17 protein-coding genes and 1 tRNA gene are annotated in these 15394 nt (G+C 60.5%); 4 read left to right on the plus strand and 14 right to left on the minus strand.

Going from position 1 to position 15394, the window contains the following annotated elements; all coding sequences use genetic code 11:
* Window positions 1–53: 53 nt before the first annotated feature.
* A complete protein-coding gene (locus E5678_RS04975; RefSeq protein WP_136177498.1) occupies window positions 54–875 on the minus strand; it encodes a toprim domain-containing protein in 822 nt (273 codons plus the stop codon).
* A 31-nt stretch (window positions 876–906) separates the two neighbouring features.
* The gene (locus E5678_RS04980) at window positions 907–1152 is read right to left on the minus strand and encodes a helix-turn-helix domain-containing protein (protein WP_210731990.1); all 246 of its coding nucleotides are present in this window, start codon (window positions 1150–1152) and stop codon (window positions 907–909) included.
* Window positions 1153–1277: 125 nt separating this feature from the next.
* On the opposite strand from E5678_RS04980, the gene E5678_RS04985 reads away from it, so the two are divergent.
* Together E5678_RS04985 and E5678_RS04990 are read left to right on the plus strand one after the other, a co-directional pair.
* Entirely contained in the window at window positions 1278–1847 is a 570-nt protein-coding gene (locus E5678_RS04985; RefSeq protein ID WP_136177499.1) for a hypothetical protein, read from the plus strand.
* Between the two features lie 14 nt (window positions 1848–1861).
* Complete coding sequence (locus E5678_RS04990; RefSeq protein WP_136177500.1) at window positions 1862–3052, plus strand: site-specific integrase; 1191 nt, start codon at window positions 1862–1864, stop codon at window positions 3050–3052.
* 105 nt (window positions 3053–3157) lie between these two features.
* On the opposite strand, the gene E5678_RS04995 is transcribed toward E5678_RS04990, so the two are convergent.
* From E5678_RS04995 to E5678_RS05035, 9 genes are all read right to left on the minus strand, one after another.
* Window positions 3158–3233 (minus strand) — tRNA-Asn (locus E5678_RS04995).
* 102 nt (window positions 3234–3335) lie between these two features.
* Window positions 3336–4436 (minus strand): NAD(P)/FAD-dependent oxidoreductase, encoded by a 1101-nt coding sequence (locus E5678_RS05000; protein WP_136177501.1) that lies wholly within the window; start codon window positions 4434–4436, stop codon window positions 3336–3338.
* A gap of 6 nt (window positions 4437–4442) precedes the next feature.
* Window positions 4443–4772, minus strand: a complete 330-nt coding sequence (fdxA, locus tag E5678_RS05005; RefSeq protein ID WP_136177502.1) for a ferredoxin FdxA — start codon at window positions 4770–4772, stop codon at window positions 4443–4445.
* A 119-nt stretch (window positions 4773–4891) separates the two neighbouring features.
* Window positions 4892–6196, minus strand: coding sequence for a GTP-binding protein (locus E5678_RS05010; protein ID WP_136177503.1), 1305 nt, complete (start codon window positions 6194–6196; stop codon window positions 4892–4894).
* Between the two features lie 43 nt (window positions 6197–6239).
* On the minus strand, window positions 6240–7181 hold the full coding sequence (cysD, locus tag E5678_RS05015; protein ID WP_136177504.1) for a sulfate adenylyltransferase subunit CysD: 942 nt from the start codon (window positions 7179–7181) through the stop codon (window positions 6240–6242).
* Window positions 7178–7924 (minus strand): phosphoadenylyl-sulfate reductase, encoded by a 747-nt coding sequence (locus tag E5678_RS05020; protein WP_136177505.1) that lies wholly within the window; start codon window positions 7922–7924, stop codon window positions 7178–7180. Before E5678_RS05020 ends, cysD begins: the two co-directional genes overlap by 4 nt.
* A 15-nt stretch (window positions 7925–7939) precedes the next feature.
* Window positions 7940–8335 carry a DUF934 domain-containing protein gene (locus E5678_RS05025; protein WP_136177506.1) on the minus strand — a complete coding sequence of 132 codons (396 nt, stop codon included), beginning with the start codon at window positions 8333–8335 and terminating at the stop codon, window positions 7940–7942.
* 5 nt (window positions 8336–8340) lie between these two features.
* Window positions 8341–10122 (minus strand): nitrite/sulfite reductase, encoded by a 1782-nt coding sequence (locus tag E5678_RS05030; RefSeq protein ID WP_136177507.1) that lies wholly within the window; start codon window positions 10120–10122, stop codon window positions 8341–8343.
* An 18-nt stretch (window positions 10123–10140) separates the two neighbouring features.
* Window positions 10141–10932, minus strand: a complete 792-nt coding sequence (locus tag E5678_RS05035; RefSeq protein WP_136177508.1) for a sulfite exporter TauE/SafE family protein — start codon at window positions 10930–10932, stop codon at window positions 10141–10143.
* 169 nt (window positions 10933–11101) lie between these two features.
* On the opposite strand from E5678_RS05035, the gene E5678_RS05040 reads away from it, so the two are divergent.
* Complete coding sequence (locus E5678_RS05040; protein ID WP_136177509.1) at window positions 11102–11905, plus strand: hypothetical protein; 804 nt, start codon at window positions 11102–11104, stop codon at window positions 11903–11905.
* Between the two features lie 2 nt (window positions 11906–11907).
* On the opposite strand, the gene E5678_RS05045 is transcribed toward E5678_RS05040, so the two are convergent.
* Together E5678_RS05045 and E5678_RS05050 are read right to left on the minus strand one after the other, a co-directional pair.
* Window positions 11908–13065, minus strand: coding sequence for an FAD-dependent oxidoreductase (locus tag E5678_RS05045; RefSeq protein WP_168708489.1), 1158 nt, complete (start codon window positions 13063–13065; stop codon window positions 11908–11910).
* A 70-nt stretch (window positions 13066–13135) separates the two neighbouring features.
* On the minus strand, window positions 13136–13408 hold the full coding sequence (locus tag E5678_RS05050; protein ID WP_136177511.1) for an oxidative damage protection protein: 273 nt from the start codon (window positions 13406–13408) through the stop codon (window positions 13136–13138).
* 130 nt (window positions 13409–13538) lie between these two features.
* On the opposite strand from E5678_RS05050, the gene E5678_RS05055 reads away from it, so the two are divergent.
* Window positions 13539–14039, plus strand: a complete 501-nt coding sequence (locus tag E5678_RS05055) for a disulfide bond formation protein B (RefSeq protein ID WP_247596917.1) — start codon at window positions 13539–13541, stop codon at window positions 14037–14039.
* 63 nt (window positions 14040–14102) lie between these two features.
* Here E5678_RS05055 and ppk2 read toward each other — a convergent pair whose 3' ends face one another.
* On the minus strand, window positions 14103–15359 hold the full coding sequence (gene ppk2, locus E5678_RS05060) for a polyphosphate kinase 2 (RefSeq protein WP_136177513.1): 1257 nt from the start codon (window positions 15357–15359) through the stop codon (window positions 14103–14105).
* Between the last annotated feature and the right edge of the window lie 35 nt (window positions 15360–15394).

Below are 15394 nucleotides of genomic sequence, written 5' to 3' on the forward strand. Positions count from 1 at the left end.
CACAGCATCCGGTCCCTCATGCCAATGGAGGTCGTTGAAGTCGGTCATGTTGTTCACGCTGCGGTTGTCTTGAACACAGGTTTAGCCAGAGTGGCACCTGTTGCCTGCATGGCGGACTTGGCTTTGGTCAGGCCTGGGTTTCCGGGCGTGTGGCTGTCATCGTCGGCTGCGATGACGATTTTCAGTTCCGGGTACTTGCTGCGCAAAGCAAGAGCGACGGCTTCAAGGTTGGCGGCGTTGAATGCAACGGCGACCGCGTGGCCTGTGCATTCGTGAATGCTTGCGCCGGTGGCGAAGCCCTCGCACACGATCAATGCTCCCTTGGGTTTTCCGATGCCGAAGAAGCATCCTTTGACCTTGCCACCAGACGCAAACATCTTGGTGCCGTCCGGGGCAATGGTCTGCAGGCTGTGCACCGTACCAGCGGTGTCACGCAAAGGGATCAGAAGTTTGGCTCCTTCGATCTTTGTACCGTGGGGCAGGATGCCCTTGCGGGCGAGGTATTCATGCTGCGAACATGGCATGGCTGCGGTCCAGCGTTTGAATGCATCGGCAGCGGCCAATTGCTGGCGACGTGCCAGTTCTTCTTCGCGCTGGCCTTGCATGGCTTTGACGCGGTTACGGTGCGCAAGGCGTTCCACTTCGTTCATGGCGTGGGTCGTTTTTTTACACCAGTTTTGGGAAAACCCTTGGCGCCAGTCACCAAATGCACCAGCAGCGTTACCGTCTGTGTGCAGCATGTACCAGCCGCTTTGATGCCTCGTTTTGTCGGTGGTGCTGAAACGGTGGATGAGGCCGTCGCAGATGACTTCAGTCGGTGGCGTCAGCCCTGCGTCCGCAATGGCCAGCTTGAATTGGTCTGTCAGGTCGTTCATGGTGCGCGGCCTCTTACTTCTCCGAGTGGGTTTAGGAGGCAGCGTGCTTGGCTTGGGTGGTGCTCGTCATTCGGCCATTGGCGTTCATCCAGGCGTCAACATCGGATCGAAAGTAGAAGATGCGGCCGCGTTTGATGAACTTTGGACCTTTGCCGTTGCAGCGAAACATCGCCAAGGTCTTGTCGGAAAGACCGGTGTACTTCGCTGTGTTGCAAGTGTCCATGCGTCCGTCGGGGTAAGTGACGACTTCGATAACCTTGATCTCCGTGGGGGTCATGTAGATTCCAATGTGTGTTCTAAGATGGCACGATAGTAATCAAGCACCACATAGATTGTCAAAGAAGCTATGTGCTGATAGACTTTGTCAGAAGGTAGCAGAACTTTTGGACGAAAGGACATCACATGGCGACAGAAAAATTGGATGGCAAACGGAAGGCAGGCGGAGGCAAGCTCGCTCGATCTGAGACGGTCACGGTGCGCCTTGACCCGAAGCTGCGATACCTAGCCGAGCTCGCCGCGCTCAAGCAGCGGCGAACGGTCTCAAGCTTTATTGAATGGGCGATTGAAGACAGCCTAGCTCGCGTACAGCTTCAGGACGGAGGCTATGGCAACGATCCAGGCACTTCGGTGGCCGATGTTGCGTCGAAGCTTTGGGATGTTGACGATGCTGACCGGTTCGCCAAACTCGCTTTGAACTACCCTGATTTGCTCACCCACGAGGAGCAAAAACGTTGGAAATTAATCCGTGAGAACGGCCTTCTATGGCGAGGCAACTACGCCAGGAATGGTGGTAGCTGGACATGGAATGTCGCCGAAGAAGGCTTGCGATTTGACCTACTCCGTGAGCATTGGGACGTGTTTTGCGCTGTAGCGCGGGGCGACGCATTGCGGGAAAGCTTGCCAAAATGGGTAGACACAAAGGCAGCGCCAAAGAGTGGATTTGAAGACATGGACGACGACATTCCGTTCTAGTGCAAGGAGTCATCATGTCCAAAACCTTCATCAAACTCACCCGCCCAGCTATGCGCAAGCATGCTGCGGGTACCAAGCTCAACGAGCACGGCATTTCCTTTGAGCGACATAGCAATGGGGATGGTGTGTTCAGCGTTAACGTCATGGTTGATGGCCAACGCATCCACCGGGTCATCGGGCGCGAATCGGACGGAACCACGCGCACGCAGGCCGAGGAATTTATCGACAAGGCGCGCCAAGATGCGAAGGCCGGTCGCCTCAGCCTGCCCAAAGGCCGCAAGTTGGCTTTGACTTTCATCGATGCTGCTGCTCAATACCTGTCCAAGCTGGCTCTGGAGGATGGAAAAGACCTGCCTATGAAGGGCTACCGCCTGAACATGCACCTGGCGCCTTTTTTTGGCGCCACCCAACTTGCAAAGATCACCACTTTCGATGTGGAGCGGTACAAGAAGAAACGCGCTGGCGACTTGGTGGTGCGAACGAACGGACCGGGTGGGAAGCCGACGGTAGGAGGTGAAACCAAGCCTGCCACGATCAACCGTGAACTGGCCGCGTTGTCGCATCTCTTCAGCAAGGCGGTGGAATGGGGTTGGCTAGATCACAGGCCGGCCACCATTAAGCGCCTGAAAGAGCATTCTGGACGCATCACATACTTGACGGTAGAACAAATCGAGCGCCTGCTGAAAACTGCGGAGGGCGATCAGAACCGCCAAATCCACCCCTTCATCAGGATTGGGTTGGACACATCGATGCGGAAGTCCGAGATTTTGAACATCCGACGAGAGCACATCAACCTTGAGCAACTCGTGATCTACATCCCAAGAGCCAAGGCAGGGCCGCGTGAGCAGCCCATGACGGCGGGTCTTGGTGAATATCTCGCGACCTATGTCGGGTCTTTGCGACCCGGAGAGCAATGGTTGTTTCCGTCACCCGCCGCCAAAGAGGGAAGAACGGTGAATTTGGACAAGCCGTTTCGCCGTTGCGTTATGGCTGCGGGGCTTGATGTCAAACAGGTGGTGCGCCATACGCTGCGCCACACAGCGATCACGCATTTGGTTCAGGCGGGCGTTGATCTGCCGACCGTGAAGCGGATTAGTGGGCACAAGAATCTGAGCATGGTTGAGCGTTACAGCCACCAGAACGGCTCACATATCCAATCGGCAATGGACAAGCTGGCGGATCGGTACAAGGCGAAATCGGCCTAAGCGTTCTTCTGGCGCGGTTACACAGGAATTACACTTTCGCGCCACAATAAGAAAAGCCTGCTACCGATTAAGTAGCAGGCTTTTCAGTTGCCTTGCGGCTTGTAGTGGCTCCCCGACCTGGACTCGAACCAGGGACCTGCGGATTAACAGTCCGTCGCTCTACCAACTGAGCTATCAGGGAACAGCCTCGAATTATAGCGACATTTTCGCCATTTCCAAAAACCGACTCAAAAAAACCCAATCATTTTGCGAGCGGCTTGGTTTGAGTGGCCATGGATCTCGCTCAGTCGAATACAGGTGACTCCACGCCCAACACTTTGTGCAGTTTGGGGCTGGTGGTCGTGTACTGGAGAAACACCTTCTTCTCGGGGAAGATGATGGGCATAGCGCCAAATGCGGCCAGTGCACATTCATGGAAGCCAGACAGGATCAACTTCTTCTTGCCTGGGTAGGTGTTGATGTCGCCTACGGCGAAGATGCCGGGGATATTGGTGGAGAACTTTTCGGTGTCGACGACCAGTTGCTTGCGCTCGATCGCCAGGCTCCATTCAGCAATGGGGCCAAGCTTGGGCGAGAGGCCGAAGAAGACCAGCAAGGCGTCCATGGGCACCACACGGGTCACGCCGTCGGCACCGGTCACCTTGGCTCCCACGAGTTTGCCGTCGCGTTCGTCGAGGCCAGTGATCTGGCCCACGACGAACTGCATTTCGTAGGCGTCGCAAAGCTCTTTCATCTTGGCAACGCTGGCGGGGGCGGCTTTGAAGCCGTCGCGGCGGTGGATCAGGATGACGCTTTCGGCTTTGTTGGGGCCTTCTGCGGCAAAGTTGAGTGCCCAGTCAAGCGCGGAGTCACCACCGCCCACGATCACCAGATTCTTGCCGGCGAAATCGGCCGGGTTCTTCACCCGGTAAAAGAGTTGCGATCCGTCGTATTTTCCCAGGCCTTCGACCTTCAGCGTGCGGGGCTGGAATGCGCCCACACCGGCGGCGATGAAGATGGTTTTGGTGAGGAACTGCGTGCCCTTGGAGGTCTGCACGAAGAAACGACCATCGTCCTGTTTCTGAACCGTGGTGACTTCCTGACCCAAATGGAAGGTCGCGCCGAAAGGCTCGATCTGCTTGAGCAATGCATCGGTGAGCTCCTGGCCGGTGCACACGGGGATGGCAGGGATGTCGTAGATCGGCTTGTCGGGATACAGCTCAACGGGCTGGCCGCCTGGGTAGGCGAGCGAGTCGATCACGTGGGCCTTGATTTCCAGCAGGCCGAGCTCAAACACCTGGAACAGGCCCACGGGGCCGGCGCCAACGATGACGGCATCGGTTTCGATCGGGCCGTCGTGTGCAGCAGCGGTGTTCATCACTTCTTGGTTCAGTTTCGGTTCCATGTTTCTTTATCGCAGCATTTCGGGCAGCTTGCCCGTTTTGTCTTTCCAGTCTTCCGCGTCGGACAGCGGCTCTTTGCGTTTGGTGATGCTCTTCCAGCCAGGCTGGCGCGCCAGCTCTTCGTTGAGGGCGGTCATGTGGAGCTGATCTTTCGGCAAATCTTCTTCCGCGTAGATCGCGCTCACCGGGCATTCCGGGATGCACACCGCACAGTCGATGCACTCGTCGGGATCGATGGTGAGGAAGTTAGGGCCTTCGCGGAAACAGTCCACGGGGCAGACATCAACGCAATCGGTGTATTTGCAACGGATGCAGGATTCGGTGACGACGTGGGTCATGGTGATGGTGTGGGCAAATCGATGAAACCTCTGATTTTAGGGTTTTCGAGAGGGTAATGGCATCTGGCGCCTTTGGCCTTGACTTAAGTTAAAGGTCAAAGCGCCTGTTTGAAGCAAATTCAGTTGACCAACAGCGCCCCCGACGTCTTGTGGCTGGCCGTGTCTACGAGCACCATTGCCCCCAATGCCCGCGATTCGGCGAAGGGGCGGGTTGCCAGTGGCTCTTGCAGAGCCAGCTCGATATGACCAATGGCATTGGCTTCTAGCTGGTTGGCCGATTCCTCGGCCAACGTGTGGATATCGAGGCGGTGAACGATGCGCTGCACCTTGGCCTTGACCCAGCGGTGGCCGTGCAGTGCCCAGTACACGCGTCCCGCGATCAGTGGCTCGTCGTCCAGCCATGCGACGGTGGCGCTGAGGGATGAGGTGGCTGTCAGGGTGTCGTTTTCGTCATCAGCGGCCAGCAGCCAGTCGCCGCGAGAGACATCCAATTCGCGGTCGAGCACGATGCCTGCGCTGTGGCCTGCGGCAACCGGCTTGGGGTTGCGTGCGTGGTCCAGCACCTGGGCCACTTTGGCAGTCAGTCCGCTGGGCATGACTTTCACTGCCTGACCAACGGTAGCTTCGCCGGTGGCCACACGGCCCCAGAACACCCGTCGGCCCTGGCTGGTGTCTGAAGATGATGAAAACTTCTCCACCCACTGGACCGGAAATGACACGGGCAGGCTCACGTCTGCCGGTGTCACTGGCAGGTGCTCCAGGATGTCGAGCAGGGTGGGGCCGCTGTAACCGCACCAATGGGCGTCAACGGCGGCGTCGACCACATTCCAGCCTTTGAGTGCCGACACGGGCACGGTGGCGGTCACGGTCAGCCCTGCGGTTGCGGCAAATTCTGTGAGCGCGTTGCGAATGTGGGTAAATGCCTGCGTCGGGTCTTCGACCGCATCGAGCTTGTTCACAGCAAACACGATGGACGGCACGCGCAAGAGTTTGAGCAGCAGGCTGTGGCGCCGCGTCTGGGCCAGCAATTTGAGCGCGGCATTGCGCCAGTCGAGTTTGGTGGCGTCAACCAGCACCACGGCCGCGTCGGCGCTGGAGGCTGCTGTGACCATGTTGCGCGTGTACTGCTCATGACCGGGTGCGTCACCAATGATGAACTTGCGCGTCTCGGTGTTGAAGTAGCGGTAGGCCACGTCGATGGTGATGCCCTGCTCACGCTCGGCCGACAAGCCATCGGTCAGCAGCGCCAGATCGGTTTCACCCTGGCGCTGCACGCCGGCCAGGTGGTCTTGCAACACGGCCTTGCTGTCGACCAGCAAGCGGCCAATCAAGGTGCTCTTGCCGTCATCGACCGATCCACAGGTGATGAATTTCAGGGCGGGGCGGGTATCGGCGCCAACGGCGGGGGAAACAACTGTGTTCATGAAAATTGTCCGAGTGAAATGTCTAAACCTGGGGCGCCGGGGGTTAAAAGTAACCGTCTTTCTTGCGCTTCTCCATCGAGGCGTCAGACGTCTTGTCGTCCATGCGGGTGGAGCCGCGTTCGCTGACCTCGGCCGTCAAGGTTTCCAGCACGATCTGCTCTGGCGTGGCTGCTGTGCTTTCTACCGGGCAGGTGCAGGTGATGTCACCCAGGGTGCGGAAACGCACATCACGGGTTTGAACCGTTTCCCCGTCTTTCGCCGGGGTGAGTTCGGTCACGGGCACGAGCAGGCCGCGGCGGTCGATCACATCTCGTTTGTGCGAGTAGTACAGCGAAGGCAAGGCAATCTGCTCGCGTTCGATGTATTGCCAGACATCGAGCTCGGTCCAGTTGCTGATGGGGAACACCCGGAAGTGTTCACCGGGGGCCAGGCGCGTGTTGAACAGGGTCCACAGCTCTGGGCGTTGGGCCTTGGGTTGCCATTGTCCGAAGCTGTCGCGATGGGAAAAAATGCGCTCTTTGGCTCTGGCCTTTTCTTCGTCGCGGCGCGCGCCACCGATCAAAGCGTCGAAGCGGAATTCTTCAATGGCTTCGAGCAGCGTGACCGACTGGTGCACGTTGCGGCTTTCTTCTGGGTGCGACAGGCGCACGGTGCCGCGCTTCATGGAGTCTTCGACGTTGCGCACAATCAGCTCGGCTTGCAGCTCGCCGGCACGCAAATCGCGGAAGGCGGTCACTTCAGGGAAGTTGTGCCCGGTGTCGATCATCAACAGCGGATACGGGATACGGCCGACGCCAAAAGCTTTTTCGGCGCAGCGAAGCATCACCAGCGAGTCTTTGCCGCCCGAGAACAGCAGTGCAGGGCGCTCGAACGCGGCGGCCACTTCGCGCAAGATGAAGATGGTTTCTTCTTCCAGGGCGTCGAGGTGGGCATTGCTGAGGTGGTGGGCTGTTTCCAGCACGGCGTTGTCGATGCGGGCGTTCATGTGGGGGCCTTTTCAAATGGCGGCAGTTGGGAAGACGCGGACTGCGTATGCAGGCCACACTCTTTCGCGGATTCGTTCTCCCACCACCACCGGCCGGCGCGAAAATCTTCGCCCACGGAGATGGCCCGGGTGCAGGGTGCGCAGCCGATGCTCGGGAAGAACTGGTCGTGCAGCGCGTTGTATTCGAGCCCATGCAAGGCAACGAAGTGCCAGACGTCGCCCCAGGTCCATTCGACCAGCGGGCTGATCTTGATGCGTTCGGCCTCTTGCACGATGTCGGCCACTTCGGCCCGGGCATTGGATTGCTCGCGGCGCAGGCCGGTGATCCAGCCGTCTTTGCCAGCGAGCGCTCGAGACAGGGGCTCCATTTTGCGAATGTCGCAGCAACCCTTGCGCAACTCGATGCTCTCGAACATGGCTTCTTCGCCGTGGCTGCGCAAAAACCGGATGACCGATTCGTTTTGCGGCCTGAAGATCTCCACACTGCGTGCATAGCGGCGCTCGATCTTGGGAATCATGGCCAGGGTTTCAGCGTGCAGCTTGCCGGTTTCCAGCACAAAGATGCCTGCGTTGATGCCCGCGAGGTGGATCAGGTGGGTAACGACTGTGTCTTCCACACCCAGGCTGGAGGCCTGTGTGAGGGCCTTGTGTTCGGCGGCCACCTGCTGAAGCAGTGCAAGGCTGTGGGCCACCTTGGCTTCGAAGTCGGTTGAGGGGCGGTTGTAGAGATCGAGTGCGCTCATATTGGGCTTTCTGGCTCAGGCAGGCACTGCGGCGAAACGGGGCTGAATGGCCACGGCGTCACCTTGGTAGAAGCCGCTGTACTGGTTGAGCAATTGCTGACCGTGAATGAGGCTTTGGTCGGCGCGCAGTACAGCCTGGGAGAATCCACTGCGCTGCATTTGCTGCAATTGATCAATGAGCACATCGCCCGTGGCGCGAATATTGCCCGCAAATCCCAGGCGGCGGCGGAGCAAAAAAGCTTGGCTGAAAGCGCGTCCGTCGCTGAAGCCTGGGAAATTCAGGGTGACGGTATGCACGCCCGACAGATCGGCCTCGCGGGGATCGGCGTCGTTGGCGATGGCCAGGGTACCTGCGGCCTGGGATTCGGCATCCAGGCTGCCGGCGGGGAAGAGTTGGAGTTGTTGGGTCATGGCGATCAGGCTGTGGTTGTGGGACGGGCGGTGGCCACGCGCACAGCATTGGCAGCGGTTTTGAATGGATCGACGCCCACGCGCTTGAAGGTGTTGATGAAGGTCTCGCGCTCGTCGCGGTGGCTGCGGTAGGTGTCGAGCAGGGCCTCAACCACGTCGGCGACCTCAGCGGCGGCGAAGGATGGACCGATGACCTTGCCGGGAACGGCTTCGCCGGACAGGCGCGAACCGTCGGAGCCGCCCAGCGTGATCTGGTACCACTCCTGGCCGTCTTTGTCGACACCGAGTACACCGATGTGACCGCTGTGGTGATGGCCGCAAGAGTTGATGCAGCCGCTGATGTGCAAGTCGATTTCACCCAGATCGTGCAGCTCATCGAGATCCTGGTAGCGGGCCATCAGTGTGTTTGCGATGGGCAGCGAGCGGGCGTTGGCCAGATCGCAGAAGTCGCCGCCGGGGCAGGCGATCATGTCGCTGAGCAAACCGATATTGGGTTTGGCCAGGCCCAGGCGCCGTGCTTCGCGCCACAGTTCGGGCAGCTGGTCGCAGCGCACCCAGGGCAGCAACAGGTTTTGCTCATGGGTCACGCGGGCTTCGCCGGCCGAGAAACGATCGGCCAGGTCCGCTGCGCGCTCCAGCTGTTCAGCGTTGGCATCGCCGGGTGCAGAACCCAGGCGCTTGAACGACAGCGTGACGGCGCGCAGATCGGGATTCTGATGCGGCTTAACGTTTTGCGTGAGCCAGCGACTGAATTCCACGTCGTCTTCGGCAGCGGCTTTCAGGATGTGGGCGATCTTGGCATCGGCGCTTTTGCGGTCGCAGTTGAGGTCGGGGGCTGCGAAGAATGCGCTGACCCGGTCGAGCTCAGTCTGGGTGATGGTGTGGGGCGCGCCGTCGATCGTGAGAATGTCCTGGTACTCGGCTTCCACCTGGTCGGAGAATGCCTGCCCCTCGGCTTTCACCAGAATCTTGATCCGGGCTTTGTACTTGTTGTCGCGTCGGCCAAAGCGGTTGTAGGCACGGACGATGGCTTCCAGATAGTTCAGGACCTGGTTCCAGGGCAGGAACTCGCGGATCACGCTGCCGATGATGGGTGTGCGGCCCATGCCCCCGCCCACGCGCACCTGGAAGCCCAGATCGCCGTCCACATTGCGCAGCAGGCGCAGGCCCACATCGTGCCAGGCGCTGGCGGCTCGGTCTTCGCGGGCGCCAGTGATGGCGATCTTGAATTTGCGTGGCAGAAAAGCGAACTCGGGGTGCAGCGTGCTCCACTGGCGCATGATTTCTGCGAAGGGACGCGGATCGGCTACTTCGTCAACGGCGATGCCGGCCAAGGCATCGGTGGTGATGTTGCGGATGCAATTGCCGCTGGTCTGGATGCCGTGCATGTTGACGCTGGCCAGCAGGTCCATCACATCGGCGGCGCGGTTCAGCGGAATCCAGTTGTATTGCACGTTGGAGCGTGTGGTGAAGTGGGCGCATCGGTCGGGCAGGCTGGGCACATCGGCCAGTGCCACCACGGCGTTCGAGATGTCGTTGTCTTCCTTGTGGTCGAAATCGCGGGCGATCTTGGCCAGCACGCGGAGCTGGTTGCTGGCGATTTCGCCGTAGGGCACTGCCACGCGCAGCATGGGAGCGAAGCGTTGTACGTACCAGCCGTTTTGCAGGCGCAGCGGCTTGAAATCGTCTTCGAGCAGGGTGCCCGCAAAACGGCGATCGAGCTGATCGCGGAATTGTGCGGCGCGTTGCTGCACGAACTGGCGGTCAAAATCAGAGTATTGGTACATGGTGTCAGTGCCGAAAAATCAGAGAGAGATCAACTTGGTACCGGCATAAGCCAGCAGCAAAGAGAGGAGGGAGCGCACCACACGTTCGGGTGTGTGGCGCATGAGCCGGGTGCCGAGCCAGATGCCGGGCAGGGAGCCCACCAGAAGCGTACCCAGCAACGGCCAGTCGACCGATCCCAGGCTGGCATGTCCCAAGCCTGCGACCAGGGTCAGGGGCACGGCATAAGCAATGTCGGCCGCAACGATGCGGGGCAGCGGCAACAGCGGAAACAGCAGCAGCAGCACCGACACACCGATCGCGCCGGCACCCACCGAGGTGAGGGTTACCAGCGTGCCGATCACAGCACCGAACAACACAGGCAGACTCCAGTGGAGCGCGCGGCTTGCGCTGTCCAGATCGTCTGGGTTGAGGGTGCGCGGCAAAACTTTGCCGCGGGCCGCCTTGTAAAACATGGCGGCGGCGGTAAGCAGCAACGCGATGCCCAGGGTGTGGGTCATGATCGCCTGCACCCCTTCGGTTTCGGGGCCCAGATGGCGCAAGGCTGAGAGTGTGATCAGGGCTGCAGGCAGACTGCCGGCACTCAAGAGGCCCACCACCCGCCAGGGTACGAGGCGTTGCCGCGCCAGGCTCACGGTGCCGCCAGCTTTGGTGACTGCGGCGAACAGCAAATCGGTACCGACAGCGAGGTAGGGCTTGACCCCAAAGAAGAAAATCAGGATGGGCGTCATCAACGAGCCGCCGCCCACGCCGGTGAGGCCGACCACGAGGCCAACAAAGAAACCGGCAAAAATGAGTGCGAAATCGGGCATGGACGCCACTTTAAAAGCGTCTTGTTATATGACAAACGACTTTTTTTACATTTCTATATTCTAAATTCGTATATAGATAGCCTGACCCGATGGACAGGGCGCCTGATTGGGTCGCCTTTGTAGTGCTTTTTGCGAGCGGGCCGATACACAAGAGGTAACATCGCGCACCATGTTGAATCTCCGCATTCATGTCGGTGTGGTGGGCTTCTCTGATGTTGAGCGCCACGCCCTGAACACCATCTTTCGTCTCTCCGAGGAGCGCGAGGTTGCCTATGCGCCTTGGGTTCCTCTGGTGGCGCAGGGCTCTGGCATCTCTGTCACGGGGCCTGAGGTGGTGCTGGTTGATGGCGAAAGCGCTGAAGCGGTGCTGTTTCATGCCAAACCCTCACCCGAAGGGCAGCGGGTCATTTGGGTCGGCGATGAGGCGCCTGATCATGCCTGGCGGGTGCTGGGCCGACCCATGAGCTGGTCCAGCCTGCTGGAGGACCTGGACGCGGTGTACGCCGCGCGGCAGGTCGATTCAGGGTTCCTGGACCTGGATATCAGCAGTCCAGGCAGGCTGGACGAGTTGGTGGATCGGCCTAAGGTGCCGATTCGCCGGGCTTTGCTGGTCGGGCTGGACGCTGGAGACAGCGCCCTGCTGCAGAGCCAGCTGGCCGCGGTCGGCGTGGAGGAGGTTGACGCGCCCCGTTCTACAGAGCAGGCTGTCGATTGGATCTCGCGCCACGAATACCAGTGTGGCGCGTTCAATATCGACAACCACCAAGTGGATGCCTGGTTGTTGTCGCGCTTGTTTGCCGAGCGCAACCCCCACGCCATGAATCTCGGCCTGTCTGAACATGCCAGCCCTCTGGCCGCCTGGTGGAGCCGTCGCCGCGTGCGCAAGGACTCCCATCGGTCCGGTATCAATGCCTTGGTCTCGCGTCCGTTAAGCCGGGCGGAGTTGCTCCTGTGTATGGAGCGCCTGCGCTGAATTCAGGTGGATTGGCGGCGCGCTTGTCGCCAGGCGAAACGGGCCGGGTCAAGCGCTTGTACAAGGTCTGATTCCAGCGAAGGAGTCTCTCCGTCCATGAGGCTGGCCAGCAGCGTGCCCATGCTGTGGGCCAGCGTGATGCCCCGGGAGCCCAGCGCAGACAAGGTGTACAAACCCGAAACCCGTGGTACCTGCACCAGCGCCAACCGGTTCCGCCGTGGGCCAGCCTGTGTCATGTGGTGGTGCAAAGCGGCGACGTCGGGGATGGCCCCAACCAGGGGCAGGCGATCGAGCGATGCACAACGCACCTGAGCCCAGCCTCGAAGTTCACCGGCCTGCGCGGCCAGGCGCATGCTGTCGGTGCCCGCAGCGCTCAGCTTGGACAGGCTTTCTGCATTGCGGGTGTGGCCTTCTTCGGTCACGTGGGTCGTGTACTCGCCTCGCTCGTAGGTGGAGCCCATGGACCAGACCCTTGCAGGCCATTGCGGGGGCAGACCGCTGTCTTCATAACAAGGCACAAACACACCGTTGTCGCGCCGGGGGCGTGCCTCCTTCGGCTGTCCCACCAGAGGCCCGAGGCTCATCTGGCCTTTGACAGGCCTCAATGGCAATGCGTCGGCCAACGATGCACCGCCTGCCAGGCTGGCGCTCAGCAAGCCCAATGAACCCCAGGCACCGGCCACCACCACCGCGTCGCCTTGAGCGATGGACTGCCCCTCATCGTCCAGGGCCAGCCATTGACCCGTCTCGCTGCGTTCCAGGCGCTGGACGTTGGCGCCCCAGATCGGTTGCACCGTGGTGAGGCGACCTGCTTCGGCCAGCCAGGCTTGAACCAGAGCGGCAGGTCTGACCAGGGCGGCGGGCCAGCGGCCCGGATCGTGTCCGAGGTTGTCGATCTCGCAAGCCTGCCATCCCTGGCCGGGCGGCACCAGGCGCTTCAATTCAGCTTGTGTGTCGGCGACACCCGCGGCGCTCAAGCGCGACAGTGGTGTGGGTGCGCGCGTGACGTGGGGGCTGAGCATGCCCACCGGCAAGGCGGATGCCGCTTGTGCCGGCCCTTGAGCCGCATCGAGCAGCGAGATCGCCCAGCCGCGGCGGGCCAGTGCAATGCAGGCGGCAGCCCCGGCCAGGCCAGCGCCGATGACCATGGCTTGGCGCATGGGTTGGACCGTGTTCTTGGTTAGCGAGGAATGAGAATCAGAGGCGTGTGCCCTTGAGTGAGGCAGGGCCTCAGGCCGAGGGCGGTACGTAGCCAGCGGCCGCGTCTGCGCCTTCACCAAAAAAGTGCTTTTCCATCTGGCGTGCAAGGTATTGGCGGGCGCGGGCATCGGCCAGGTTGAGCCGGTTTTCGTTGAGCAACATGGTCTGGTGCTTGAGCCAGGCGGCCCAGGCTTCTTTGCTCACGCTTTCATAGATGCGCTTACCCAGTTCGCCAGGGTAAGGGGCAAAATCCAGGCCTTCGGCTTCTTTGCCGAGCTTGATGCAGTTGACGGTACGTGCCATGGAAACTCCTGTGAGGCTGAAAAACAATCCCCAAATTGTGCCTGCATTGGGAAACCCTTTTCAGGTTTGGTGTTCCAATGGGCGCTGGCTCGTTTTGAGCGAGCCCTGAAACACCGTAGTTATGCTCTTCATGATCCCGTTTTCTCATACCCGCTCTTGGCTCGCTCTGATTTCGGCCACCTGTGTGCCCTTGCTGGCCTATGGCCTGTACCTTCAGCACGCCGTGGGGCTGGTGCCATGTCCAATGTGTATCGTCCAGCGCTACGCCCTGGTATTGGTGGCCCTGATTGCTGGTGTCAGCGCGTTTTTTAAGCCGGGCTGGCTGCAAACGGGCGGTTTGGTCAAGATGGGCCTGGTGTCGGCTTTTGGCGCCTTTGTGGCAGCACGGCAAAGCCTGCTGCAATGGAATCCACCTGAAGTGATGAGCTGCGGCCGGGATTTCTACGGAATGATCGAGTCGTTTCCCCTCAAGCGCGCGATCCCCATGATCTTCAAGGGCGGCGGCGACTGTTCGGCCGTGGACTGGACCTTCCTGGGGCTGACCATCGCCAACTGGTCGTTCCTGTGTTTCAGCGGCTTTGTGCTCATGGCGGCACTGCTGTGGTGGAAGCGCGCGCCCCGGGCCGCCTGAAGATCCACCCCAGGCAAGGTTGTCTTTCCTGCTGTCGGGCCCAACTGCTGCCCGGCAGAGCCGCTATAAAATCACGCCGCCCGGGTTTTCGCCGCGTTCGTAGACCACATGGGCGCGTCCGACGATCAAAGAGTCGAGTTTGCCGATGTGCTTGGCGTCTTTGTTGGAGTAGGGCAGCTTTTGGAGCAGGTAGCGCATGGCGTTAAGCCGTGCGCGTTTTTTGCAGTCGCTCTTGATGACAGTCCAGGGTGAGTCGGCTGTATCGGTTTCAAAAAACATGGCTTCCTTGGCCTTGGTGTAGTCACCCCATTTGTCCAGTGACGCCAGGTCAATCGGGCTGAGCTTCCATTGCTTGAGGGGGTGGGCCTTGCGCTCCTTGAAGCGGCGGCGCTGCTCTTCGCGGCTCACCGAGAACCAGAACTTGATCAGGTGTACGCCGCTGCGCACCAGCTGGCGCTCAAACTGCGGCGCCTGGCGCATGAATTCGGTGTATTCCTCGTCGGAGCAAAAACCCATCACACGCTCGACGCCAGCGCGGTTGTACCAGCTGCGGTCAAACAACACGATTTCGCCGGCGGTGGGCAGGTGCTGCACGTAGCGCTGGAAGTACCACTGCCCGCGTTCGACTTCGCTGGGTTTCTCCAGCGCCACGACTCTGGCGCCGCGTGGATTCAGATGCTCCATCACCCGCTTGATGGTGCCGCCCTTGCCTGCGGCGTCGCGGCCTTCAAAAAGGATGACCACGCGTTGCCCGGTTTCCTTGACCCAGGCCTGCAGTTTGAGCAACTCCACCTGCAGCATGTATTTGTTGGCCTCGTAAACGCGGCGCGAGAGCAGATTTTTGTAGGGGTAGGCGCCACTGCGCCAGTCTCTGACCAGTTGCTCGTTGGGGTCCGCGTCGGCTGCCGCGTTGCGCCGGTTCGATTTGGCCTGGCCTTTGAGCAGTTGGCGGATCACCTTGGCATCGTCCGGCGCGGCACCTTCCAGAATCGCGCGCAAAGACTCGGCCTTTTCGGCCTTGTTGCTCTCTTTGGCCGCCAGAATGTCCCGCACGGCCGCCAGCTGTGAACCTTGGTGCGCGATCGTGGCTTTTTTGACCGTGTTCTTGCGGATGCGCTGGGGCACCGTGCTGCCGGTGGTGTCACCCAGCCTGACGCGTCGGGGTTTTTCGGCTTCGTCGGCGCTGGCGGCGGTGCGGGCAGACTTGCGTGCCGGCGCGGCTTTGGCCGGCCTGCTGCGGCTGGTCGCCCTTTTGCCGGGCGCAGGCGCATGGGATGGGCTGGCGCTGGCGGGAGACGGCGGCGTGCTTCTTTCGGTCATGGCTGTTCGCTGAGTGGTCGTCAAAACTCCAGTAT

The organism is Hydrogenophaga sp. PAMC20947 (assembly GCF_004795855.1).
In the GTDB taxonomy this organism is placed as follows: Bacteria; Pseudomonadota; Gammaproteobacteria; order Burkholderiales; family Burkholderiaceae_C; genus Hydrogenophaga.

What these genes read in the sequence shown, in the direction of transcription:
- E5678_RS04975 (WP_136177498.1), bottom strand. Translation starts at nt 875, where the DNA reads ATGAACGACCTGACAGACCAATTCAAGCTGGCCATTGCGGACGCAGGG.
- E5678_RS04980 (WP_210731990.1), bottom strand. Translation starts at nt 1,152, where the DNA reads ATGACCCCCACGGAGATCAAGGTTATCGAAGTCGTCACTTACCCCGAC.
- E5678_RS04985 (WP_136177499.1), top strand. Translation starts at nt 1,278, where the DNA reads ATGGCGACAGAAAAATTGGATGGCAAACGGAAGGCAGGCGGAGGCAAG.
- E5678_RS04990 (WP_136177500.1), top strand. Translation starts at nt 1,862, where the DNA reads ATGTCCAAAACCTTCATCAAACTCACCCGCCCAGCTATGCGCAAGCAT.
- E5678_RS05000 (WP_136177501.1), bottom strand. Translation starts at nt 4,436, where the DNA reads ATGGAACCGAAACTGAACCAAGAAGTGATGAACACCGCTGCTGCACAC.
- fdxA (WP_136177502.1), bottom strand. Translation starts at nt 4,772, where the DNA reads ATGACCCACGTCGTCACCGAATCCTGCATCCGTTGCAAATACACCGAT.
- E5678_RS05010 (WP_136177503.1), bottom strand. Translation starts at nt 6,196, where the DNA reads ATGAACACAGTTGTTTCCCCCGCCGTTGGCGCCGATACCCGCCCCGCC.
- cysD (WP_136177504.1), bottom strand. Translation starts at nt 7,181, where the DNA reads ATGAACGCCCGCATCGACAACGCCGTGCTGGAAACAGCCCACCACCTC.
- E5678_RS05020 (WP_136177505.1), bottom strand. Translation starts at nt 7,924, where the DNA reads ATGAGCGCACTCGATCTCTACAACCGCCCCTCAACCGACTTCGAAGCC.
- E5678_RS05025 (WP_136177506.1), bottom strand. Translation starts at nt 8,335, where the DNA reads ATGACCCAACAACTCCAACTCTTCCCCGCCGGCAGCCTGGATGCCGAA.
- E5678_RS05030 (WP_136177507.1), bottom strand. Translation starts at nt 10,122, where the DNA reads ATGTACCAATACTCTGATTTTGACCGCCAGTTCGTGCAGCAACGCGCC.
- E5678_RS05035 (WP_136177508.1), bottom strand. Translation starts at nt 10,932, where the DNA reads ATGCCCGATTTCGCACTCATTTTTGCCGGTTTCTTTGTTGGCCTCGTG.
- E5678_RS05040 (WP_136177509.1), top strand. Translation starts at nt 11,102, where the DNA reads ATGTTGAATCTCCGCATTCATGTCGGTGTGGTGGGCTTCTCTGATGTT.
- E5678_RS05045 (WP_168708489.1), bottom strand. Translation starts at nt 13,065, where the DNA reads ATGCGCCAAGCCATGGTCATCGGCGCTGGCCTGGCCGGGGCTGCCGCC.
- E5678_RS05050 (WP_136177511.1), bottom strand. Translation starts at nt 13,408, where the DNA reads ATGGCACGTACCGTCAACTGCATCAAGCTCGGCAAAGAAGCCGAAGGC.
- E5678_RS05055 (WP_247596917.1), top strand. Translation starts at nt 13,539, where the DNA reads ATGATCCCGTTTTCTCATACCCGCTCTTGGCTCGCTCTGATTTCGGCC.
- ppk2 (WP_136177513.1), bottom strand. Translation starts at nt 15,359, where the DNA reads ATGACCGAAAGAAGCACGCCGCCGTCTCCCGCCAGCGCCAGCCCATCC.